The organism is Methylobacterium sp. CM6246 (assembly GCF_054818005.1).
On record NZ_JBTXKY010000001.1, the window covers coordinates 3309531 to 3332800 of the forward strand.

At 61.8% G+C, this 23270-nt stretch carries 19 protein-coding genes, 1 tRNA gene and 2 pseudogenes; 13 read left to right on the forward strand and 9 right to left on the reverse strand.

Annotated elements, in window-relative coordinates:
• Nucleotides 1-206: 206 nt before the first annotated feature.
• A pseudogene (locus ACYQPG_RS16300) lies at nt 207-1235 on the reverse strand (IS110 family RNA-guided transposase).
• Nucleotides 1236-1803: 568 nt separating this feature from the next.
• Here ACYQPG_RS16300 and ACYQPG_RS16305 point away from each other — a divergent pair.
• The 4 genes and pseudogenes from ACYQPG_RS16305 to ACYQPG_RS16320 form a co-directional block, all read left to right on the forward strand.
• Nucleotides 1804-1950, forward strand: a pseudogene (locus ACYQPG_RS16305) (DUF7241 domain-containing protein); the annotation flags it as partial.
• 37 nt (nt 1951-1987) lie between these two features.
• Nucleotides 1988-2950: a transaldolase gene (gene tal / locus ACYQPG_RS16310; protein WP_461231256.1), complete on the forward strand. Its 963-nt coding sequence runs from the start codon at nt 1988-1990 to the stop codon at nt 2948-2950.
• 133 nt (nt 2951-3083) lie between these two features.
• Nucleotides 3084-3332 carry a hypothetical protein gene (locus ACYQPG_RS16315; RefSeq protein WP_461231257.1) on the forward strand — a complete coding sequence of 83 codons (249 nt, stop codon included), beginning with the start codon at nt 3084-3086 and terminating at the stop codon, nt 3330-3332.
• Between the two features lie 1794 nt (nt 3333-5126).
• Nucleotides 5127-5474 (forward strand): DUF6522 family protein, encoded by a 348-nt coding sequence (locus tag ACYQPG_RS16320; RefSeq protein ID WP_461231258.1) that lies wholly within the window; start codon nt 5127-5129, stop codon nt 5472-5474.
• A gap of 161 nt (nt 5475-5635) precedes the next feature.
• Here ACYQPG_RS16320 and ACYQPG_RS16325 read toward each other — a convergent pair whose 3' ends face one another.
• The gene (locus ACYQPG_RS16325; RefSeq protein WP_461231259.1) at nt 5636-5893 is read right to left on the reverse strand and encodes a hypothetical protein; all 258 of its coding nucleotides are present in this window, start codon (nt 5891-5893) and stop codon (nt 5636-5638) included.
• Between the two features lie 111 nt (nt 5894-6004).
• Between ACYQPG_RS16325 and ACYQPG_RS16330 the strand changes: the two genes are divergently transcribed.
• On the forward strand, nt 6005-6211 hold the full coding sequence (locus ACYQPG_RS16330; protein ID WP_461231260.1) for a hypothetical protein: 207 nt from the start codon (nt 6005-6007) through the stop codon (nt 6209-6211).
• A 132-nt stretch (nt 6212-6343) separates the two neighbouring features.
• Here the strand turns inward: ACYQPG_RS16330 and ACYQPG_RS16335 are convergent.
• Nucleotides 6344-7149, reverse strand: a protein-coding gene (locus tag ACYQPG_RS16335; RefSeq protein WP_147942043.1) for an IS5 family transposase whose coding sequence is annotated in 2 segments (ribosomal slippage) — nt 6344-6813 and nt 6813-7149 — 807 coding nt in all. Because the reading frame shifts where the segments join, the coding sequence is not laid out codon by codon here.
• Nucleotides 7150-7207: 58 nt separating this feature from the next.
• Here ACYQPG_RS16335 and ACYQPG_RS16340 point away from each other — a divergent pair.
• From ACYQPG_RS16340 to ACYQPG_RS16360, 5 genes are all read left to right on the forward strand, one after another.
• A complete protein-coding gene (locus ACYQPG_RS16340; protein ID WP_461231261.1) occupies nt 7208-8704 on the forward strand; it encodes an MFS transporter in 1497 nt (498 codons plus the stop codon).
• Between the two features lie 6 nt (nt 8705-8710).
• The gene (locus ACYQPG_RS16345; protein ID WP_461231262.1) at nt 8711-9922 is read left to right on the forward strand and encodes an HlyD family secretion protein; all 1212 of its coding nucleotides are present in this window, start codon (nt 8711-8713) and stop codon (nt 9920-9922) included.
• A gap of 91 nt (nt 9923-10013) precedes the next feature.
• A complete protein-coding gene (locus ACYQPG_RS16350; RefSeq protein WP_461231263.1) occupies nt 10014-10961 on the forward strand; it encodes an aldo/keto reductase in 948 nt (315 codons plus the stop codon).
• A 133-nt stretch (nt 10962-11094) separates the two neighbouring features.
• Entirely contained in the window at nt 11095-11805 is a 711-nt protein-coding gene (locus ACYQPG_RS16355) for an SDR family NAD(P)-dependent oxidoreductase (protein ID WP_461231265.1), read from the forward strand.
• Nucleotides 11806-11820: 15 nt separating this feature from the next.
• Nucleotides 11821-12057 (forward strand): tautomerase family protein, encoded by a 237-nt coding sequence (locus ACYQPG_RS16360; protein WP_461231266.1) that lies wholly within the window; start codon nt 11821-11823, stop codon nt 12055-12057.
• A 1077-nt stretch (nt 12058-13134) separates the two neighbouring features.
• On the opposite strand, the gene ACYQPG_RS16365 is transcribed toward ACYQPG_RS16360, so the two are convergent.
• The 5 genes from ACYQPG_RS16365 to ACYQPG_RS16385 form a co-directional block, all read right to left on the reverse strand.
• A complete protein-coding gene (locus ACYQPG_RS16365; protein ID WP_461231267.1) occupies nt 13135-13548 on the reverse strand; it encodes a hypothetical protein in 414 nt (137 codons plus the stop codon).
• On the reverse strand, nt 13545-14612 hold the full coding sequence (locus ACYQPG_RS16370) for a hypothetical protein (protein WP_461231268.1): 1068 nt from the start codon (nt 14610-14612) through the stop codon (nt 13545-13547). The genes ACYQPG_RS16365 and ACYQPG_RS16370 overlap by 4 nt, the downstream gene beginning before the upstream one ends.
• A gap of 964 nt (nt 14613-15576) precedes the next feature.
• On the reverse strand, nt 15577-17445 hold the full coding sequence (locus tag ACYQPG_RS16375) for a DEAD/DEAH box helicase family protein (protein ID WP_461231269.1): 1869 nt from the start codon (nt 17443-17445) through the stop codon (nt 15577-15579).
• Nucleotides 17446-17990: 545 nt separating this feature from the next.
• The gene (locus ACYQPG_RS16380; RefSeq protein ID WP_461231271.1) at nt 17991-19061 is read right to left on the reverse strand and encodes a tyrosine-type recombinase/integrase; all 1071 of its coding nucleotides are present in this window, start codon (nt 19059-19061) and stop codon (nt 17991-17993) included.
• Between the two features lie 105 nt (nt 19062-19166).
• A tRNA-Arg gene (locus ACYQPG_RS16385) sits at nt 19167-19243 on the reverse strand.
• A gap of 214 nt (nt 19244-19457) precedes the next feature.
• Here ACYQPG_RS16385 and ACYQPG_RS16390 point away from each other — a divergent pair.
• From ACYQPG_RS16390 to ACYQPG_RS16400, 3 genes are all read left to right on the forward strand, one after another.
• Nucleotides 19458-20552 (forward strand): acyltransferase family protein, encoded by a 1095-nt coding sequence (locus ACYQPG_RS16390; protein WP_419828367.1) that lies wholly within the window; start codon nt 19458-19460, stop codon nt 20550-20552.
• A gap of 83 nt (nt 20553-20635) precedes the next feature.
• A complete protein-coding gene (locus ACYQPG_RS16395; RefSeq protein WP_461231272.1) occupies nt 20636-21064 on the forward strand; it encodes an RNA polymerase sigma factor region1.1 domain-containing protein in 429 nt (142 codons plus the stop codon).
• Nucleotides 21065-21139: 75 nt separating this feature from the next.
• Nucleotides 21140-21529, forward strand: coding sequence for a phage holin family protein (locus tag ACYQPG_RS16400; protein ID WP_147907266.1), 390 nt, complete (start codon nt 21140-21142; stop codon nt 21527-21529).
• A 37-nt stretch (nt 21530-21566) separates the two neighbouring features.
• On the opposite strand, the gene ACYQPG_RS16405 is transcribed toward ACYQPG_RS16400, so the two are convergent.
• Nucleotides 21567-23270 carry a sensor histidine kinase gene (locus ACYQPG_RS16405; protein WP_419828369.1) on the reverse strand — a complete coding sequence of 568 codons (1704 nt, stop codon included), beginning with the start codon at nt 23268-23270 and terminating at the stop codon, nt 21567-21569.

Consider the following 23270-nt stretch of genomic DNA (forward strand, 5'->3'; position numbering starts at 1 on the left):
GGTCGGGTGCAGTCTTGTGTCCGGCCTGTTGATGCAGTCGTTCATGTTGACCGCTGGCCCTGATGGTATCCGCGAGCTGGGTCCCACTCTGCTTTGCGGGCTATGATGCCCTGGACATTCAGCGGGGTGTCCCGGTTCCCGGTCTGACCGGTTCGCCATCAACTCTCATCGTCCTCGCAACCTGGAAAAACCTCCGCGCCGTGCGGTCAGGCGGCCGTGGCCGCGGGTGCGCGGTAGGTGCCGCCGCGGGTCATGATCGCCCAGGCGACCCGCGCGGTGCGATTGGCGGCCGCAATGGTCACGACGCGCACCGGCTTGCGCTGGAGAAGGGCCGGCAGCCGCGAGTCGACCGACGTCGGCGCGGCCTTCGCGCGCCGGACCAGAGAAGTCATGCCGACTACGAGCAGGCGGCGCAGGTAGCGGTCGCCCATGCGCGAGATCCGACCCAGGCGCTCCTTGCCGCCGCTACAGTTCTGCAGCGGTGTCAGTCCCAACGAGGCGGCGAACTGCCGACCGGAGCGGAAGCGCTCGGGCTCGCTCACCGAGGCGGCCAGCGCCGTTGCCGACACGATACCGACACCGGGGATCGTCGCCAGGCGCTGCGACAGGTCGTTTTCCCGATGCCAAGCGAGCAACTCCTTCTCCAGGCGGGTGAGCTAGATCTGCAAGGCGCCGATCTGGTCGGCCAGCCCGGTCACCACGCGTTGCGCCAGTGGTGGCACCTCGGCTGCGTCTCCGGCCGAGAGCCGGGCTGCCAGTTCGAGCGCGTGCCGCAGGCCCCGCGCCATCTCGATCCCGAACTCGGCGAGCAGGCCGCGGATCATGTTCACCAGCTGCGTGCGTTGCTTGACCAGCAGGTCGCGCGTCCGGTGCAGCGCCAGCGCCGCCTGCTGCTCGGTCGACTTCACCGGCACGAAGCGCATGCTCGGGCGCGTCACCGCCTCGCAGATGGCAGCGGCGTCGTTCGCATCGGTCTTACCGCGCTTCACATACGGCTTCACGTAAGCGGGCGGCATCAGCCGAACCTCATGGCCGAGCTTCGTCAGTTCCCGGGCCCAGTGATGGGACGTGCCGCACGCCTCTATGCCGACCAGGCATCGCGGCAGCTTGGCGAAGAACGGCACGACCTGCGGCCGCCGCAGCGCCTTGCGAACGACGACGTGCCCAGCTGCATCGACGGCGTGAACCTGGAAAATGCTCTTGGCCAGATCGATGCCGACGGTGGTGATCTCCATGGGGATGGCTCCTGCATCTGCGTGACTGCTGCTTCGACAGCAACCACATCTTGGCACCGAGATGCCGTCAGTTGGAGCGGGAGCCATCCACCCCATCTGCTTTAGGGTGAAAGGCCAGGGTCCGGTTGCCACCCTTATCGGACGCTGCCACGTGCAGCTATCTGCGCCGGGAAAGCGATCGAATAGCCGACACTTGCAGCGCATGCGAGCGACGCAGAGCTAAGCGTCAGACACGACGGATCGGTCTCAGAACTACCGGCAGTCTAGTTTAACTAGTTTACGCGCCAGTGGTCTGGCTTGACGGTCAAACGGACTTAAATGACCCTTCTGCCGAAACGGGTAGCTGAGGCCGATACCCAGGATAAGCTGATTGGTTGCATCTCGGCCTCTCATCCCGATCAAACTTTTCTGCGCACCGCACAGGCCGGACAGCCCTACCGTTGCGGCTCCTGGCTGCTTATGTCGTCCATGCGTCGATCCGGCGAATCTAGATGGGCTCCACGCTCCGCCAGGGCCATGGTGATGCCACGGCTATTCAGGCCCTTCGCGATCGCCGGAGGGCGATGCCGGCTTCGGCCCGACTGTCATCCAGATCACCGCCCTCGGTGATAAGATCATGCTCGCCAAGATCGTCAGGCAGGGTTGCCCATTGATTGGCTACCACGATGCTCAGGCGTGGTCCCTTTCTCTCCGCGACTGGCGACCTGTGGGCTGATCCCGGCCTGATCACGATACGCCGCACGAGGTGAGCTATGACATCGCTGCTCGACCAACTCCGCGAGATGACCGTGGTTGTCGCCGATACAGGCGACATCGGCACCATCGAGACGCTCAAGCCGATCGACTGCACCACCAATCCGTCGCTGCTGCTGAAGGCCGCCGGCATGGAGGGCCTCGCCCCGATCGTCGACGAGGCTGTGGCCTGGGGCAAGACGCGGGGCGGCGAGACCGAGGATGTCGTCCAGGCGGTGGCCGACCGGCTCGCCGTATCGGTGGGCGTCGCGTTGACCAAGCTGGTGCCGGGGCGCGTCTCCACCGAGGTCGACGCCAACCTCTCGTTCAACACCGAGCGGACGCTGGAGAAGGCCCGGGCGATCATCCGCGCCTACGACGAGCGCGGCGTCTCGCGCGACCGGGTGCTGATCAAGATCGCCTCGACCTGGGAGGGGATCCAGGCGGCCCGCGTGCTCCAGCGCGAGGGCGTCGACTGCAACCTGACCCTGCTGTTCTCGCTGGTCCAGGCCATGGCCTGCGCGGATGCCGGCGTGTTCCTGATCTCGCCCTTCGTCGGGCGGATCACCGATTGGTACGCCAAGGCCGAGGGGAAGACCTTCACGGCCGCGGAGGATCCGGGCGTCCACTCGGTGCGGGCGATCTACGCCGCCTACAAGGCGCGCGGGATCAAGACCGTCGTGATGGGTGCCTCGTTCCGCACCATCGGCCAGATCCAGGCGCTCGCGGGCTGCGACCGGCTGACCATTTCGCCGAAGCTGCTGGAGGAGCTGGCCGCGACGGAGGGCGATCTCCCCCGCGCCCTGTCGCCCGAATCCTACGGCGAGCCGCCCGAGGTGCCCGCGACGGACGAGTTCTCGTTCCGCTGGGAGATGAACGAGAGCGCCATGGCGACGGAGAAGCTTGCAGAGGGCATTAGGCAGTTCGGCAGCGACTTGCGGGCTCTCCATGGGCTTATCCGCGACGGACTCGCGCGGGGATAAGCGGCCGAGCCGGCATAAACGCGGTCGGTTGCCTGCTCTGAAACGCGGGTCGGACATGTGGGCGATCAATGGATTGTTCTAAGCAGCGGCCGAGTTCAACCGCAGCCGCACCCGCTGCGGCACGGAGTGTGCCGTGTACAATCCCTTCCTCTCGTCGTTCCTGCTCGCCATCGAGGCACAGCGGGTCATCGAACTCCGGTTGGTTCGATTGGCCTGGGGCGGAGCCGAAGGGCTGGCCGAGGCGCAGTCCATGGTGGTCGAGAAGGTTCACACCGTTGGCGAGGCCATGACGACGCTGATGATGGGCGGCTCGCCCGAGACGGTCATCGCCCGCTACCGCGAGCACGTTGCCTTCAACATCAAGAGACTGTCGGCGTCCTGAGTGCATCGCGCCAGTCATAGCCCAAGCGCTTGAGCATTAAAGCGGTGGGGTCGTTCCCCCGGGCTGTCAGCAGCGGTGACGTCATAGCAGACCACCAAATGGAAGAGGCTGTGTTGGTCCGATCCTTCTGTCATAGAGCCACTTCAATTCGGTCCCGGCGAGCGAAGTAACTCCCGAAAAAATCTGCGGTCATCGTCGCCGGACGTCGGTTGTCTGGGCGTCTGGAACCGTCGAAAACCAATTTCGAGGTAACGACAATGAATGATCTGAGTTCTGCATCGCTGCTGAAGAGTACCTCATCCACCCGACCACCGCTGACCCTCGTCGTAGCGTCGGTCATATCTGCCGCGGCGATTTGGGCGCCGATCTATGATATTGCGGGCCGGCTGATCTTGTTCTGGTGAGACCTGTCATTTGTCTGACCCGGTTTGTCGCCATAAGAGAAATAGACACCCACTAGATATCCCGATTGATGAGCAGTTAGATAGGCAAACACTAAGAATATTTGCAGTGGCTCGAAGGCAACAATCATCACAAACATAATTATTGAGCATAGAAACACTACGACCGACGATATTATGATTGCTCGCGCATTGAAGAGCCATCCGAGTGCGAGCCCAGCAATAAATAGCAAAGCTGCGATTATCATGGCGATGCCTGAAAGTTATATAAAGATAATTTTATGCGTACGTTTTCAGCTCGAATTCTGATTTTTCGGTGGGGCGGGATATCGGCGGATGGTATTTTTCCCGCCTTTGAGTTGCATCACATATGGTTTGCAACCGTGGATGTAAATGGCTTCAAAGCCAAAATGCTATCGTTCAATCCGGTTTGATCGATTTTGTTTTTACCAGTCGCGTAGATAGATTTTGAATTGCAGAAACAGCACTTAAACGAAGCTTGGGTGCAAAAAAAGCCCGCGCCGGCGAGCCGGGCGGGTGGAGGTAAGGAGTCTCCTGGTGCGTTACGCCGGGCGACGGGCCAGACCGTATCAGGGCTGCGACCATAGGGATGCCCGCAACGATGACAGATTGGACCGCCTAAACGCTCACTTTGCCTTCGCCATCTGCCGCCCGTGGATCTGCACCACATCGCGGAATGGGCGTCACTCACACCTGCCAGCTGCAAGCCACCATCGCGTGGGCTCATACCGTCGCCTACTGCGCGTTGCGTAGGTAGTGGATAGCTAGGATGGGTCGGAGCAACACGCAGTCGATCAGCGTTCACACGGCGCACATCAGCGGATCAGGAGGCCGCAATGCCAGCGTGGGCGGTTCATCAGTGGCAGGCACGACGTGATGGGATAGGGCGCGCGGTGATCATCTTCGGCGTGTTCGCCAACCTCGTGTGGATCGGCGCCGGAGTGTTCGCGCTCGGCATGGGGATCAACAGCGTCCTCGGGCTCCTGGGGTGACACGATCCGTTTGAGGTGGCTTCCGGTGAGGATCGGCTGTGAGCCTCATCCAAGCCGATACTAAGGGAATAGCCCGGTCCACCAAGCAAGCACGAGCGCGATGAGGCCGACCGCTACCGCGGCGATGAAGCTGGACACCCCGGCGACGGGTTCATGAATGGACTGCCTGCTTGCTCCAGTCAGGGCACCACAATGGGCGCAGATCCTGGCAGATCGGCTGATCTGTCTGCCGCAGGTTCGGCACGTCGAGAACAGCACCGGACCACCCTGCTGTCTAAACAACGAGAGGGAGAGGTAGTGCGCAAGGCAGGGAAATCTGCCCCCTACGTGCGTATGGACTGCTGTTTGCACGGACCTCCACGGATGCGGAGGGCTATCGCGTGCGTCTCGATCTCGACAGGCAGGGTGGCTGGCTGATCAAACCCCCGGAACTCGCTCGCCGGCTCGGTATGACGGAGTGGGCACTGCAAAGGCAGGCCGCTCTGGATCGCATCGATAGCCGTCTTGATCGGGGATATGGCCGCGATAAAGGCCGATCACGGGTGACAATCACCGTCGGCAAGTTCGGCTGGCAGGGCATCTTTGGCCCCGATGGCCAGTTGCTCACCGACTTCCACTGGGAGCCTCAGCCGAGCGCTATGGCCATCAACCGGCGCAGGGTCCGGCAGGACGTCGAGGTCGTCCCAGACCGCGACAAAGAGAGCGCCTCCAACCTGAAGACCGCCTAACCTCTCATTCTGGGATCGTCCTGTAGCTAGCCGTTTAGGCACGGCTAACTGCGCCTCGTCATCCTACATCTCGGCCGCGTAGCGTAATGGCCCCTCGCCGTGAGGAACGGCATGACGCCCCGCCAGCCCGGAAAATATGGGCGGCGGGGCAGCACTGGCCGTCAGGCAAGCGCTTGAGGATGTGGCGAAAGCATGCCGTTGAAGCGCGCCGGCAGGAGGGGGCAGCCGTTGTGCCCCTTGCGATGCGTGAACTTCCGACGGCCGCCCTCGGCGTATGAGCCCGACAGCACCACTGCCCCATGGCAGGATGGGCAGCGCTTCGGCGACATCACGTAGACGCCTTTTGCCTCGGCAACGTTGATCGAACGCCAAGCGCCTTCGATCTTCGCTTCACAGATCTGAGGGTCGGGCGTCGTCATGACTAGGGAAGTGCCATGCCAGTTCCATCGCCGCCAGCCCGGAATTGGCTCGCCTACGGCGGTCGATGCAAACAACTAGCATCGTCGGAATAGGGCTGGCATAGCGTGCCGATGGCCGAGAACGTCCCCCATCCCTACTCCATCGAGGTCTCACCGCTTCCCAAGCCGGAGGGCCATTTCCAATGGGCCATCCGCCGAAGCGGCAAGCTTATCGAACGGTCCGATCGCGCGCACCGCAGCGAGGGGAAAGCGTATGAGAGCGCCATGGAGGCCATTGAGCGGTCTTTGAAGCCGGGAGCTGATGGCGGGCGTCGTTGAGCGCTCGTGCATGCTTTTCGGGCCAAAAGGCCGATCCATCACACCAGCCGTAGCTCCCCCGGCTTGAGCCCGATGCGCTTTACCAATGCACGCGACAGGCTACCGACGATTTCCAGCTTCGACTTAGAGCGCCTAACAGAACCGTCTGATCTGGTTGAGAGTGATGAGGCTGGCGGCGAGGCTCGTGAAGGCCTCGTAGATGTCTGCGCGTCGCTCGTAGCGGATGGGCAATCGACGGAACCGGTTGAACCAAGCGTGGGTGCGCTCCACGACCCAACGATGACGACCGAGTTTCTCGCTGCTCTCGATGCCCCTACGTGCGATGCGCGGCACGATCCCCCGCACCCGGCACTCCTGGCGGCGGGGTCTGGCATCGTAAGCCTTGTCAGCGTGCAGCTTGTCTGGACGACGTCGCGGTCGTCCGCGCCGACCGCTCCGCACAGACGGGATGGCATCGAGGGTGGCCGCCATCATGACGGTGTCGTGTCGGTTGGCACCGCTCAGGCAGAAGCCGAGCGGCGTGCCGCGCGCGTCGGTGACGAGATGGCGCTTCGTGCCCGGCTTGCCCCGATCCGTCGGGTTCGGGCCGGTGGCAGGCCCCCCTTTTTGGCCGGGACAGACGCGCTGTCCAGGCAAGCCCGGCTCCAGTCGATCTCCCCTGCTGCGTGCAGGCGCTCCAGCAACAAGTCATGCAGACGGCTCCAAACGCCCGCCGCCTGCCAATCCCGCAGTCGCCGCCAACAACTCATGCCGGAGCCGCAGCCCATCTCGGCCGGCAGCATTTCCCACGGCAGCCCCGAGCGCAGCACGAACAGGATGCCCGTGAGTGCGGCCCGGTTCTCAATTGGACGACGCCCGCCCTTCGGACGCGGCCGAGGCGGCGGGAGGAGCGGCGCGATCTCATCCCAGAGATCATCGGGGAGAAGCAGTCTGGCCATGCCAAACCAACGCTGAAAACCAAGCTCGGTGCCGTTCTGTTAGGCGTTCTTACTCGGCGTGCTCGTCGCTGCGCTCAATGCCGAGTTCAACGAACTCGTTATGGCCACGGCTTTGGTCGATGTACGTGGTGCACTTGGCATCAGTCACGACCCCGGACTCTGGATCGAGAGCCTCTACTCCTCGGGTGTCGTGCTCGGGATGGCACTCGGGCCCTGGCTCGCGGTCACATTCACCCTGCGCCGTTTTGCGTTATTCGCCATCGGCTTTACTTGCTGCGCGACGCTGCTCATCCCCTTCGCCTCGGATCTGCCCGTGATGCTGGGCCTGCGTCTGTTCCAGGGCTTGGGCGGAGGGTTCACTATCCCATTGCTGATAATGACGGCCCTGCGCGTCCTCCATCCGTCGGCCCGCCTTTATGGGCTCGCCGCGTACGCGCTCACCGCGACCTTCACGCCGGCTGTCAGCGCCTCAATCGCGGCTTTCTGGACCGATATCGTCGACTGGCGCTTCGTGTTCTTCGAGGCCCTGCCGCTCGGCACCGCCGCAGGCGTCTTCGTCTGGTACGGCCTACCGCAGGATCTTCCGCGCTACGAGCGCCTGCCGCAATTCGATTGGCGGGGCTTCCTGCTCCTCGCTGTCGGAGCGGGTTCCCTGACGACGTTGATGTACCATGGTGATCACTGGGATTGGTTCAACTCAGAGACGGTCTGCGTCCTTGTTCTGCTCTGCGGGATCACCGTCCCGCTGCTAGCCCTCAACGAGTGGTTCCACCCGCTGCCTCTGCTCAAGCTGCAGATGCTCAAACGGCGCAACTTCGCCTACGCGGTGCTCGGGCTGCTCCTCTTCGTTGTTCTCAGCCTTTCCTCCTCGTTGGTGCCGCTCACGTATCTCACCGAGGTCCAGGGCTATCGCGCCCTGCAGGGGCACTGGATTACGCTTCTGATCGCGCTCGCGCAGTTCTTAATGTTGCCTGCGGTGGCCTTCTTGCTCGACCATGAGTCGGCCGATGCCCGAGCGGTGACACTTTGCGGACTGGCGTTCATCGGCATGGCCTGTCTGGGCAACGCCGCTCTCGACGGCTCCTGGAGCCGGGAGCAGTTCTATCTGTGGCAAGCCCTGCAGGCTGTTGGCCAGCCGATGGTCGTCATGCCTCTGCTGATGATGGCGACGAACACCGTTAAGAGCCCAGAGGAAGGCCCGTTCGCCTCGACGCTGATCAACACGACCCGCGCCCTTGCCGCACCGGTTGGGACCTGCGTCTTGGAACTTATCCAGCGCTGGCGCGGGGCATTCCACTCCGAACGCCTGGTCGACCAAGTTGGGCAGGCCCGCTTCCAGCCGATGCTCACACCCCAAAGCTTGCTGCCGGACGGGCAGCACGCTGCCAAGGAGCAGGCAGAACGACTCGGCCGTGCCGTAGCGGCGCAGGTGAGCGTGCTGACGACAGCGGACACCTTCCTGATCCTTGCTGCGTTCGCAGTCGCTCTCGGCCTGCTGGTCGTGTTCCTGCCCGTCCGCACCTACCCGCCACGCGTCCTGTTTGGGAGGAGCTGATCCGCCATGGCCATCTCGGTTCTACCGCCTCAAGCATTCGCCCCCGCCGCCCCGGCCGCTCAGCCGGTCACCGCTAATCCGGCGCCGGTGAGAAGCCGCGTCGCGTGGGTCTGGCCCTGGGCTCTGGCTAGCCTCGTCATCCTGAGCTTCGCGGGTTTGGTGGCTTGGCGCATCTTCGCTCCGCATCCGGACGTATGGACAGACAACGCCTACGTGCGCGTGCACTATGCCGTCATCGCTCCGCGCGTCTCCGGCCAGGTCGCAGCGGTTCGCGTCCAGAACGATGACGTGGTCCGGGCCGGGCAGGTTCTGGTCGAACTCGACGACCGCGACTTCCGCGCTGCTGTGAACGGTGCCGAGGCGACTCTGGCTCGGGATCGCGCCTTGGTCGAGAACGCGGCTGCAGCCGTCGAACGGCAGGAGCCTGTGATCGAGCAGGCCAAAGCCCAGGTGAAAACTTCAGAGGCGCAACTCACCTTCGCTGAGGCAGACTCGAAGCGCTACGATTACCTCGCAACGACCGGGGCCGGTCCAGTCAAGTCCCAGCAGCAGGCGGAAAGCTCGCTACACCAGGGCAGGGCTGCATTGGATGGTACGAAGGCAGCTCTGGAGGCCGCTCAGGCGCAGCTCAGGGTCTTGCGGACCCAGGAAGCTTCGGCCGGCGCGAGCGTGCGCGCCAGCAAAGCGCAGCTTGAGCAGGCGATGCTCAATCTTTCCTACACGAAGATCTTGGCTCCCGTGGACGGCATGGTCGCCCAGCGCGGCGTGCAATTGGGCAACTACGTCAGCTCGGGTGCCGGCCTGATGGCGGTCGTGCCGCTGTCCGAGATCTACATCGAGGCGAACTACCGCGAAGTCGAGTTGAAGCACGTTCAAGCCGGTCAGCGCGCCCGCATCCATGTAGACGCCTACGACATCGACTTGGAAGGCCGAGTGATCGGTGTACCAGCCGCCACCGGGGCGACCTTTGCAACCATCCAGCCGGACAACGCGACCGGCAACTTCACCAAGATTGTGCAGCGCCTGCCGGTGCAGATCGTGATCGCGCCAAACCAGCCACTTGCCCAGCTGCTGCGGGTCGGCCTCTCAGTCGAGACGACGATCGAGACGCATCTCGCCGACGTAATCGGCCGGCATTGTGATGTCGCACAAGGAGCCTTTGCGAGCCTGTGTCCTCGCGGCACTGAGCTGCCCCTCAATGCGGGACGCGTACATTAGAGAAAAGCTACGAGGATCCGAGCGTCCAGATCAGTAACCGTCCCCGTCCGCTATCGGCATCTGAACACCTAACAAATCGAGGATCGCAGAGATGGCGGCTAATAGATCACTTCAATACTCTAGAATACCCCTTGTGCACGGAGCGGGCGAACTTCCTGCGGCCGGGTTCGGTACGTTGATTCCCGACGCGGGCGCGACTCAACGGGCGACCCGAATGGCCTTGGAAGCCGGTTTTCGTCATTTTGACTGTGCCGAGCGCTATCGCAACGAGGATGCAGTGGGCAATGCACTGCAAGACGCGCTCAAGTCCGGATCCGCCACACGAGAAGAATTGTATATCACGACCAAGCTGTGGAATAGCAATCATCGGCCGGAACGGGTCAGGCCCGCTTACGAAGCGAGCTGCCAGAGGCTTCAAGTTGATTATGTCGATTGCTACCTGATCCATACGCCTTTCGCATTTCAGCCCGGGGACGAGCAAGATCCCAGAGATGAACGTGGTCAGGTTATCTACGACCAAGGCGTGACGCTTATCGAAACTTGGCAGGCTCTCGAGCGCCTTGTCGATGATGGCCGATGCAAGGCAATCGGACTGTCAGATGTTTCACTTGAGACATTAAAGGAGGTCTTCGCAGCTGCGCGGATCAAGCCTTCCGTGGTGCAGGTGGAGGCACATCCCTTTCTCCCGGAATGGGAGTTGCTCGACTTTTGCCGCGATCATGGCATCGTCCTGCAAGCGTTCGCCGCATTGGGGCACGGACTGGAGCCGAGCGTCCTCGGCGATCCTGTCATCACGGCCATCGCCAAGCGCGTCCAGAAATCTCCCGCCCAAGTCGCACTCGCCTGGGCTGTACAACGTGGCACATCGTTCCTGACCACCTCCACCAATCGCGACAGGATCCGAGAGAATTTCGATCTATCGCGCCTTCCTGAGGACGCCATGGACGAGATACGGACGCACATCACGACGGCCGTTCGGTTCAATCAGGTCGTGAAGACGGGTGTTCCGGGATTCATCCCGGGATCCGTTGCAGGCTGATGCCGCCAGTGGAACCGTCTCAACTGGGCAACTCTCGGCGTGAGGTACTCGCGCTGACTTTGGTCGTGAGAAGCGGCTCCGCGTCCCTTCAATCTTGGCAGATCCAGCGGGATTTCGAGCGAGGAGCATGGTGATGAGCACGGATCAGAAGGTCGCCATCGTGACCGGTGCCTCTCAGGGCATCGGTGCGGGTATCGTGCGGGCCTATCGCGGCCTCGGCTACGCCGTCGTTGCGAATTCCCGCACCATCAAGGAAGACGAAGATCCCGAGATCGTTTCCGTTGCAGGCGACATCGGCGAGCGCGCGGTCGCCGAGGAAGTGGTGCGAACGGCCACGGAGCGCTTCGGCCGCATCGACACCCTGATCAACAACGCCGGGATTTTCATCGGCAAGCCCTTCACCGACTACACCGTAGAGGATTTCGAACGCGCCCTGCACATCAATGTCGCCGGGTTCTTCCACGTGACGCAACTCGTTGTCCCGCGAATGCTGGAGCAGCGTCGCGGTCACATCGTGCAGATCACAACGGCGCTGGTCGACCAGCCGATTGCCGGAGCACCGTCCGGGCTCGCGGGCCTGACAAAGGGCGGCTTAGCCGCTGTCACACGCGGGCTCGCGATCGAGTATGCCGATCGCGGTCTCCGTGTGAACGCCGTCGCCCCAGGGATCATCAGGACCCCAATGCACGCGCCCGAAACGCTCGGCGCGCTCGGCAAGCTCCACCCCATGGGCCGTCTGGGCGAGGTCGAGGACGTGTTGAAGGCCATCGTCTACCTCGAGCAAGCCCCCTTCGTGACCGGTGAGATCCTGAACGTCGACGGCGGCCAGCACGCAGGCCGGTGATGAGGAGATGCCGCGATGCCGATCGTCACGATTCAGATCACGCGCGAAGGGTCCGATCCGTCGCGCGAGGCGGCGACTTCCGAGGAGAAAGCAGCCCTCATCCGGGGCGTGAGCCAGCTGCTTCTAGACGTGCTGAGCAAGCCTCTCGACGCAACCTTCGTCGTCATTGAGGAGGTTCCGATGGAGAACTGGGGCGTAGGCGGCCTGCCGGTTGCGGAATACCGTCGCCGACGTAACACTCGGGCCGAGTGAAGCCGGAGTGCGAGCTTCCGAAACCGGAAAGGCAATCCCGATTTCGGCTGGGCCGAGAAGCCGGCGTGACGGACGCGCCGTACTTGATCCAAAAGCAGGTTACCAAGCGGCTGCTGCTGTGAGTGGCGACGGCAATCTATTAGTTCAACGCAGCCGCGCAACCACGTTTTCCCAGCTAGTCTTCCCGAATGCTGCCGTTACTTTTCCGGCCAGGAGCTGCCAAAATCAGCCTGTCGAATTGCTTAGAAGCGGACTATTCGGACTTCTGCAACGAGTCGCAAGCGGCCCCTCACCGCGGGTACCAAGCGTCGGATCTGGACCACTAGGAAGCTCACCGGCGGCTGCCGAAGCTCATCCCTTTGCTCCCCCCACCGACGCCATCAAATGATCCCTCAAAGGCCGCCAGAATGCGTTGCTAGAGAAAGGGTCCGGTCGTCAGCCTACGAGCCAGCGCTTCTCACGCAGGTCACGCGGGACTCCAGAGTAGAGATACCGTCTTATGCCTCACAGTATAGTCGGCGCCGGTCCTTTGATGGGGATGCACAGAGACGATGTGTCCAAGCGTCCGAGCTGAGATATCGACAAGTATGTCTTGAACTCCACTCTGCAGACGTTCAGCCCACCGCTCGAGTATCCGATCCGTCCGAGACTGAAACACGTATATCAACATTCCCCCGTGGCTTTGACACTTTCCTCCCGTCGAATACCTAGTACAGAGTTGATTGAACCCTTCCATCAACCATCCGTAGTCGCTATCAAATTTCTTCGCTTCAGCCAGCCAAAGAAAATCATTAGGAGCTTCCACTATAACGTCGCAATGACCCCCGACCTTAGTTTCATGCCTAGCGTTGAACCCCATGAAATGCAGCGCCTGGACTATCTCAATCGTTAGCTCATCCTCTGTATGTTCTTGCTTAAGCTCAGGGTTACGTGCCATTTCCTGACAAATATGATCGACGGCCTCCGTAACAAGAGTCAGCGTCTTGTCGGAATCAGCACCAAGCAGAAGCTGCAAGTTGATACGCTGCGGTACCGATTGTACCCTGCTCATCAGCACAGAAACAGACACCATATCAGTCATTTCCGAGCCGATTTTATCTGCGCGAGGCCGTCGGAGATGCAGAAAAATGGATATAGTTTCTCGTCCGCATTATCTATTTTATGATCGTTGCGATCAAATAGGTAGCCAACGCTAATAGCTTCCAGGGCTGCTTCAGTATCAACCTCGTACTCTTCTTCACCCTCGATAAACATGTACCGCAATTCGAGAGCAGGCGGCTTACAACCTCTCAATAGGGTCAAGGCTCGTAGGATATTATCGTCTATCTCATTGAGATTGAGATAGTTTGCGAACGTCTGAAATGTTATAAGGCTCAACTCTTCGTCCGGTGTGGACGTCAGCAAGTCAATAATCCGCAAGCATGTAGCTTTGAGCACCTCATCCCTGAGATGATTTGTTGCACAATCTTTATATTCCGCAATCGACATCATGGGTTCAGTCGGTCAAGATGGTATTCCAGTCTAGATCGTACATATTCGAAATCCGCAATACCAGCACATCCCCTTATATCAGCGTCGTACAGAAGAGGCACAGTCATATGTAAAAGCCTAGTGTTTCCCTTGAGAGAAAGCTCAAGATGGCTCCGCGCCTTCTCCTCGTACATAGCCTGCCAGCGCACGCTCAGTTTGAACGGCTCGATACCTCTAGATAGCGCCGCTTTCCCCGCCTTATGGTAAAGCTCACGACGCAAACAGGTATGAGCGCGTCGCATTTTCTCGATTTTAACAGACCCGGTGCTAGTCGCAAATCCGAGTTCGGCCACCATACCCTCATTCGGATCCTCGTACATCGCCTTAATAAGTGGGAATAAATTAATCGGTACTTTGAAAAGATCTTTGCCAAATTCTGCTGTAAATTTCTTTGCAAGAGCTAAGTGCGCAGCACCTTGATTTTCGATCGTGGTACCAACAGGACTATCGACTCTGATATCGATACGAGTGCCAGTATGAGGCACCCATACCACGTCAAAGAGCTGCTTCTTTTCCAGCCTCACCCCTATCAATTCTTGGAAATCGTCTAATGTCTGTCCGTCCTGTCTCGAGAGTCTTCTAGGATCGATACGCTCCCGAATCTCAGTCACTCGTATTGATTCGTAGACTCCAGCCAGACCAGTCGCAAAACTCTCAACCGATATCAATCTTGGCTCTGTAGGTGTGAGCGATTTTATTTCTGTAACATCCCGAAAAAGATATCGATTGGGATCGGTGAGCCCTTCTTGTCGCGACAATAGCCAGGCTCTGACTGCATCACACGTCGTCTTGGGCTGGGCGTATATGCGTACTGCTTTTTCACCAGACACAATGTGTTCACGATAGGCCGTAAGCAGTCTGGCGGCCTCATCTTCATATCCTTTAGCCTCGTGGTATTTTTCTACCGTCGAGTCCCATCCTTTGCTCGGCTGTATGTCGAGCCAGTTGAATACCGTGGATGCTACTTGCCACGGCATTCGACGGCTGATCGTCCGGGTTACCTGACCGATTGATGGATCACTCATTGTACCAATCTGTACCAGCTTATCGCCAGGCGCCTGTTACACCGCTGTGTCTTGCTCGCAGCAGAGCATCGCGACAACCACTCGTTACCCTGCATCGCAAATTAGGTAGGCGCTGTCACCGGCAATCTGAGGTGGCGCCGTCGCATCATCTGAACCCTGGGGATAGGGTGCGTTCGATCGTTAGTCGGCGGCTCCGACCTTCGACTTCTTGAATGAAAAGGCTGTCATCTCTCGGCCGCACTGCCCCGCGATGCGCTTCTGTGAGTGGGTATCGCGGGTTCGTATTCAGCCTGTTAGTAGGGGGAGTACCGAAGGGGGGTGATCGCACCGTCGCCGGAGTTGCTGAGACGGATCGTGGATGCGCCTCCCGGGGCCAACAGTACGCCGTTGCCGCCGATGGCCCTTTCGTACACATCAGGTCCGCGAAGAGGCCTCCCTGGAAGATCATGTCCACCGCGGCAATGACAGATATCGACTGTGGGGACGGGGCTTTAGGCCCCGCCCTTCATCTGGTTCTCTCGTTTCCATAGCGGCTGCAGATTTCCGAACCGGCATAGCTCCAAGAGCTCAGCCTCAGATCGAGCTGCAGAGAGAGGTACGGTGTGATCGACCTCCCACTGTCCGTATCGTGCCCACGCCATGCCTTCCCTGAAGCGGGCCGATATGTGCTCGCGCAGGGTAGAATGATCGCACCCAAGCGCTCGTCGGGGACTACATCGTCCTTTGAGCACCTGGCCGTTCCTCCGGTGGACGCTGCGGTACATGCGGTAGGAGGGGTCATTCTGGGACCGATTGCACTCCCGCAAGCGAGCTTTGGAAGCGTTACAGGCGACACACTGGCGGTTGCTGACGTACCTCTCGGCTAGGTGCCCCGCTTTGCAAGGCCGGCCTGTCCGGAAGCGGGAGAGGCCGCGCGTGGCCGCCTCTTCCCGACAGATGATGAAGGTCGGACTGCTATCCGCCATTAGCCAGCGATAGTAGCTTTCTTCATGAAGCCCGACAGTGTATGACCTCCGGTCTGAGATATATAGCGGATGCCGTATAAGCGTAGGTTTTGGGCTTCCGCAGAACGTTCGTTCCGAAAATTAGCGATAACTCTGTCGTAAGTTGATCTAGAAACTCCAAGCTTCGCACTTACCTCCTTATTCGTGTGGATTCCATTCGGCGCACCCCGCAGGAATTCGAAGATGCGCTCTTTGCTTGGTGCTGCCCGCTCCTTCCGCGTTCGAAGCTGTAGCGGCCATTGTCGCACCTGTAAGCCCGGCATTTCAGACTGCAACATATCAACGAGAATTTTTCCTTCCGTCCCTTTGGGTGCAAGCAAGACAACATCGGTCTTGTCACAGCCGCCCTTGGTGTCATTGGTCCGCCTGCACCGTACCCGGTTAACTGCCTGGACCACACTTATAGACAGATGACTCATCATGATCGATTGACGTATATCCTCATGTTTATTGCACTTACGGCTTTCAGCTGATTGGAGCCAATCGCCGTTGGTCGCGCCCCTAATCCCGATATACGTTTCTGCGCTTGCCGAACGGTCCAAGTAATTCAGACCCACCACCACGACAGTATCAAAATCTCGCCAGTGATTTTTTCCCGTGATCGCGCCCCAATGCGCGTAGGCAGTTTGATTAAAGTCAGTCGGAATTCCTTCGATCTTTTCTCGAACGTCCTTGTGGCAACAAACTAGTACGTCGCGTTTCGCGCCTAACGTACGCTCCATCTGTTTAGTGAGCGGCGCCCACAGCTCCCAACCTTTGTCGGTCATATACTCCTTGCCAACTCGCTGGTCGGGTATGATCCATAGGTTAACGTTGTTATAGCTCCTCACCCCTAGTCGCGGAGCAATGATCCGAGCTTTATCGCCGAGTAGTTCGTACCTGGTATCAACCCGAGCGGTCGCATCAAGGATAACGCCAGCCCTCTCTTCTAGTCCGAGTAGGCACTCTGCAGAAGTTATTGTAGTGAGTTTACCTCGCTTTGTGATCCATGGACTGCCAACACGGACAAGCCCACGAATTTCACGCAAAGTCCTCTGACACTGACGCTTTATATCCGCTCCTGAGACACCGCGTTCATCACGGCCGAACATAATTTCACCATCTGGCACACTATCCAGCTCTCCAATCAACGCGTCGATTTCGATGCTTTGAAGGGATACGAACTCCGACTGAGACAGGTAGCGCTCGCTGGAATTTTCACAATCATTCCAAGCTGAGATCGAAGCACACAGCTCGTCAATGGGTAGGAGATTCCTACGGCCGTTAACTCCGGCAACATAACGTAGAGCGCCGCAGAGGATCGATAGGTCTCGCAAGCTTGTCTTGTACGTATGATGAAGCTCAATTCCTTCGTCGATCACCCGAAGTAGGCGCTCGCCTCCTACCCAGCTTGTTAGGCTACGAAGCTTATGACGACCTTCGGACTGCTCTGCTGCAGATTTAAGCCCGGTAAGGTACCCGGAGTGGGTGATCGCAAGTACCGGAGCTTGCTGCAATTGCAAGGTACTATGCTTGCTCGCTGTATGGTAGGACAACGCGATATCTGATGAAGCCAGATTGTTGATTTGCGCACAGATCTCATCAGCCTGCTCCTTGAGCGGAGTTACAATGAGGATACCGGGGTGTTGCTCAGCTTTCAACATTGAGCAGTACAGAGCTAGACTCTGCGTCTTTCCGGAACCTGTTGGCAATGCAAGGACATCCCATTGATCGTTGAATTGTTGCGCTGCGCTCAGATTTAGAGTGCAGGCTACATCTCGCCAGGTGGTCCTCAGACATAAACTGTTCTTGTTCCCCATAGATAACCACAAATGGGACATACGATCCATAAATTCGTCTGGGTCTACTATTTCTCTCTCCTATGTTTTGGCGATGGATGCCGGCCTTCAGCCAACTGGTCTAGCTCGAATTTGGTCGATTGCTTCAGATCGCTCTAGAAGAAGAGAGAGAAAATTATCTGAGGCATCAGCTATCTGCTCATCTGCGGTTTTCCCGGCAGTGGACGCTGGTCGACCCATTCCGGGCTATTCCACATATGAAGGCGAGGGATCCTGCCTGGATAGCGCTGTGGAATTTTCGCTGTCAGGGCAGCTGCTTAGCTGGATTTTCGGCCGCTAGTTTTTCTCATCTTCGGCTGGTCTGTATCCGTCTTAGCGCACGCTCTCACGCTTGCATGGAACTGAGTTCAAGCTTGTGTTTTTTGGGTCTGTGGGGCGACTCTGCGATCAATCAGTACATAAGCCCCCGCATATCGCTGGCGCTTGCCGTGAAGATTTTATTAAATCTGATCTTCTGCAGCACAGAAAATCGTCCGGAATTTGTTGCCGGCTCGGCGAGATGCGGGGCGTTTTACATCTCGACGGATTTAAGATCGCTAGCCAGCTTCTTGGCTTGATCTCCGATCCGCATCACTGTGAGATCGAAGCTTGGAAACAATAGCTTCCGGCTTAAGATGCGTGTAGCGGAACAACATCCGCATATCTCTGTGCCCGCTGATGAGAGCGACTTCAGCGGTACTCAGTCCAAGTTCGAAGAACCTACTGACGGCCTCATGGCGCAGATCGTGGAAGCGAAGATCGAGGATGCCGGGCTTTGAGCGGGAAGCCCGTAGCTTGCACCGCTGCCAAGCCAGTTGGAAGGCATCGGGTTTGACACAAAACACGTGTTCCTCGTTCCGTGCTCCCGGTTCGCTTCGTTTTTCTGTCAGGATCGAGACCGCTTTCGATGTAAGCGGAATGCGGCGGGAGATCCCAGTCTTTGTCCGTGGGATCTTTAGTAGGCCTGCTCTGAGGTCGACGTCGGACCAGCGAACGTTCAGGAGCTCACCCCGTCGCATCCCGGTCTCAATGGCGAGCTGGATCGCATTTCTGAGCCATGTGGTGCGACCGATTGAGCTAGGCTTCAGTAGGCTGTCTAACTCGCCTTCTGCGAGCCGCCTCGTACGACCCTCCGGCGCTGTCGGCTTACGTACCCTGGCAACTGGGTTTGCAGATAGGGGTACGTCCCACTCATTCTGGGCTGTCTCGAACACGGAGCGGAGCAGGCCGAGTTCACGGATGATGGTCCCCGGGCTCACCTGCCGTGCGCGGTCATCGCGGTAGCGGCTGAACACCTGAGGGGTAGCATCAGAAAGGGGCAGGGAGGCCCAGGGCTGGCCCAGGAAGGCGTTCAGCCGGTTGATCTCTGGGATGTGCCCGCGCTTGCGCGGCGTCACTGTGTCCCTGTAGCGCGTCAGCAGGTCCGCGATTGTCGTGCTGGCGAGCAGCTTGGCACCGGCTTGCGCCTGCGTGACCGGCTGAGCCTCAGCGGCATCCAGCTCAGCTTCGACGTCGCGTATCCAACGCTGGGCCTCTGGTTTGGTAGTAAAGCTTCGGGCTCGCGACGGATGCCCGGTCCTGCGGACCTGCGCTTGCCATTTGCCGTTCCGCTTGCGGACGGTAGCCATCGGATTTCCTCACAGCTGGGACCGATTTGGGACCGGCTGATGCTGAGGAGCTTGTCTGGCGCCCAAGCCAAGGCGCTAAGGCCTTGTATTTCCGAGGAGATTTGTTGGCGCACCCGACACGATTCGAACGTGTGACCTTTGCCTTCGGAGGGCAACGCTCTATCCAGCTGAGCTACGGGTGCTAGCCGCGTCGATTTCCTAACCCAACCGCGGCGCCAGTGCAACGGTCTGGGTGAGGCTGCCTTTGCCTGCGTCCGTGTCCGGACTGGGACCAGATACCGAACCGGTTCCGGCCGTCGGCGGCGCGATGGCTGCAGGGTGTTGCCCTGGCGGTCTTGTCTTCGCGTGCGGTTTCCCGGTCCTTGGTGGTCGCTAGGGAATTATGGGGCGAGGCGGGTGTCGCAGCGGGTCGGCGGGGAAGACCGAGCGGCGAACAATTTCGGCACGCTGCGCGTGCTGTTCGCGATCCTGGTCGTGCTCTCGCACGCGCCGGAGCTGGCGGATGGCAATCGGTCGCGCGAATGGCTCACGCAGGTGTTCGGCACGCTGTCGCTGGGCGAGGTCGCGGTGGACGGATTCTTCTTGGTGAGCGGCTACCTGATCACCGCGAGCTACCGCGCCAAGCGTTCGTTCTCCGACTACCTGAAGCGGCGGGCGCTGCGGATCTATCCGGGCTTCGTGGTGGCGTCCCTCGTCTGCATCGCCGTCGTCGCGCCCCTGGGCGGCGGCGACCTGGCCGCGATCTCGCCCGCCGAGACCGTGCTGCGCCTGTCGCTGCTGCTGATGCCGGTGGTTCCGGGCGCGTTCGAGGCGCTGCCCTATCCAATCCTCAACGGATCGCTCTGGACGATTCCGTGCGAGTTCGGCTGCTACCTGCTGCTCGGTCTGGTCGGCGGCGCGCGCGCCCTGCGGCGGCGGCGGCGCTACCTCGTCCTGCTCGCCGGCCTGGGGGGAGTGCTGGCCCTGCGCTGGCTCGTCCTGCCGATCGGCCAGCCCGGGCATGGGCTCGGCGTTCTGTCGGAGATGATCCGCCTGAGCTTCGTGTTCTGCTGCGGCGGCGCCTTCCAGCTGTTCGGCGACCGGATCGCCTATACCGGCCGGGGCGCAGCCGCCGCCGCGTCGCTGCTCCTGCCGCTGATGTTCAGCCCGCCGCTCGCCGAGCCGGCCTTCGCGATTCTCGGCGGCTACCTGATCTTCTGGTTCGCCCTGGCGGTGCGCCCCAACGCCCTCAGCCGCGCCACCGCGCGCGTCGATGCCTCGTACGGGCTCTATCTCTATGCCTGGCCCGTGCAGAACCTGCTGGTCGCCCATCGGCCGGACCTGCCACCCTGGACGGCCGCGATCCTGACCCTCGCGGCGGCGGCCCCCCTGGGGTTCCTGAGCTGGTACTTGGTCGAGAAGCCGATGCTCCGACACCGGCCCGGTACGCACCGGTCTGCGATCCGGGGTTCCGGCGACGCCCTGACGGCCGCCCCCGCGCTCGGCCCGTGACCGCGCGGTAACCGCGGGGGGCCTCGCGGGTTCTCGTCGGGAGAGCACCGGCCCTGCGGGTCGGGCGGAGGCCGGAGCGGGCGATGACGCAGACGATCGATCGCGGAACGCTGGACCGGCTGATCGCCCTCGGCCGGGCGCGGGGCGCACTCACGGCAATCGACCTGCAGGCCGCCCTCCCGGTCGACCGCATGGATGTCGACGCCCTGGTGCTGGTGATGCTGGAGCTCGACGCCGCGGGGGTGAGCGTCGAGCCGGAGGCCCTCGGACCGCCCCTGGATCGGGCGATCCCGGGATCGGTCATCCTCCCGGAGCAGCAGCCCGGGACGCCGCCGCCGGTCCTGCCGGCCGGCGGGACCGGGGCTCCGGCCGCGGCGGCGGAGCCCCGGCCGATTCGATCCGCCGCCGCGCCGGGCCTGGATCCCGACGACAGCCGCGACGCCACCCGGGCCGTCGCGTTGGCGGCCCTCGCGACGTTCCTCATCCTCGGCGTCGTGCTGCTGATGCTGTGAGCGGCGGGCCGGAACGCTTGCGCGGGCGGCTCCGTTGGCCCAGGCCCTGATGGATCGAGAGGATAGACCCGAACCATGCGTCAACGAGCCGACGGCACCCTGGCCCTGCTGGTCGCGGCCCTGCGCGAGAGCGCGACGCATCTGGAATCGCTCCTGAGCCTGGCGCGGACCGAGATCGACGGCAACGTCCGGGCCATCGTCTCGCTGGTCGCGATCGTCGGCACGATTCCCGTGCTGCTGATCGTCACGTTCTTTCTCGGGCTCGACGGACTCGTAAAGCTGCTCGCCGTGCCGTTCGGCTCCGAGGCGCCGGCGGCGCTGATCGTGGCGGCGCCGTTCCTGGTCGCGGCGTTCGCGCTCGGCTGGCTCGGCCTTCGCCGGATGGCGCTGTCGAACCTGGAGCCGTGGCGGACGTGGCGGCAGGTCAAGCAGGATGCCCGGGAGTTGGCGCGGCCCCGGGGGTAATCCGAGGTACCCGCCGCCTGCGGCAGGAGGGGGCGCCCTACCGCGTCGGCACCAGGATCGTGCTCGGCCCCGACTCGATCGGCACATCCAGATGGCAGCGCAGGCCCCCGGCCTCGAAGGCGAGGTCGACCATGCCGTCGAGCTCGCGCCGGACACCGCCGGAGATCAGGCGGGTCCCGAAGCCGGCCCGGGCCGGCGGCTGCACCGGCGGGCCGCCGCTCTCCTGCCAGTCGAGGCGCAGGCGCCGTATCCCGCCCTCCGGCGCGGCCAGCGACCACGAGACCCGCACCCGTCCCCCCGGCACCGCGAGGGCGCCATACTTGGCGGCGTTGGTGGTCAGCTCATGGATCGTCATCCCCAGGGCCAGCACGTGCCGGGGTGAGAGCGCGACGTCGGGCCCGTCGAGGCCGATCTGATCGGCGCCGGTGCGGTAGGGGTTCAGCTCGCTCTCCAGCACCTCACGCAGGGAGGCGCCGCTCCAATCTTCGCGGGTCAGGAGGTCGTGGGTCTTCGACAGCGCCAGGATCCGCGCCTCGAGGACGCCCTCGGCGCCGCGGGACTGGCGGGCCAGGGCCTGCACCGTGGCCAGGGTGTTCTTCACCCGGTGGTTCAGCTCGTGCAGCATCGTCACCTGCTGTTCCTGCAGGGCGCGGCCGTGGCGGATCTCGGCGTGCAGCGCGTCGGTGTTGCTCTGGAGCGCGGACGCCATGGCGTCGAGCTTGCGCCCGAGGCGGCCGAACTCCGCCAGGCCGCGCAGGCCCGTGCGGGCGGAGAGGTCGCCGTCCTGCCAGGCGGCCGCGACCCGGAGCAGGCGATCGATCGGGTGGCGGATGAACATCCGTCCGGCCAGGAGCGCCGCCGCCAGCGCCAGGACCGCGCCCAGGACGATCAGCACCAGCCCGCGGCGGCTGGCGACATCGATATCCGCGAACGCCGCCGCGCTGTCGCGCCCGGCCACGAGGCGCACCCCGGAGAGCGGCCCCTCCGGCATGGCCGTGGCGATGACCCGCGTGCGGCCGTCAAGGCCCTCGGCGATGCGCACCTCGCCGTCCCGGGCCGTCCGCATCACGACGCGCTCCTGCGGGATCGGCTTGCCGATCCAGTCCGCCCCGTCCGGGCGCCGCGCGATGATCAGGCCGTCGCGGTCCGTCACCGTGATGGCCGTCTCGGCCTGGTGCAGGGTCTGCTCCAGATGGTCGGACAGCCAGTCGAGATCGACGGCGGCCAGAAGGACGCCCGTCGCGGAGCCGTCGGTCGCGTCCCCCCCGGCCACGACCCGGGCGAAGTGGATCGAGGGCCGGTTCGAGACGGTCCCCAGCGCGTAGCCGCCGACCGCGAATCCGCCGGCTTCCAGGGCGCGGTGATGATAGGCGCGTGCGCCGGTCGAGTAGGATCCCGGTGCCGAGCCAGCGCTGTCGCAGATCACCGCGCCGGCGGGATCCGTGAGCGCGATCAGGATCACGTGCGGGAGCCGGGCGGCGGAGCGCTTCAGGTAGGCCGCGCAGGCAGCGGGGTCGCGCGCCCGCACGGATGGATCCCCGGAGATGAGGTCGAGCGCCTGGCGCATCCGCTCCGACAGCTGGGAGAAATCCTCCGCGGCGCCCCGGACGGTGGCGAGCGCGTCGGCACGCACCGCCGCGTCGCGGCTCGTGCGCAGGGCAACCTCGTTGTAGCCCTGGATCGCCAGAGCCGGCGTGAGCGCCAGCAGCACCAGCAGCAGGATGCGGGTGGTGAGCGACAT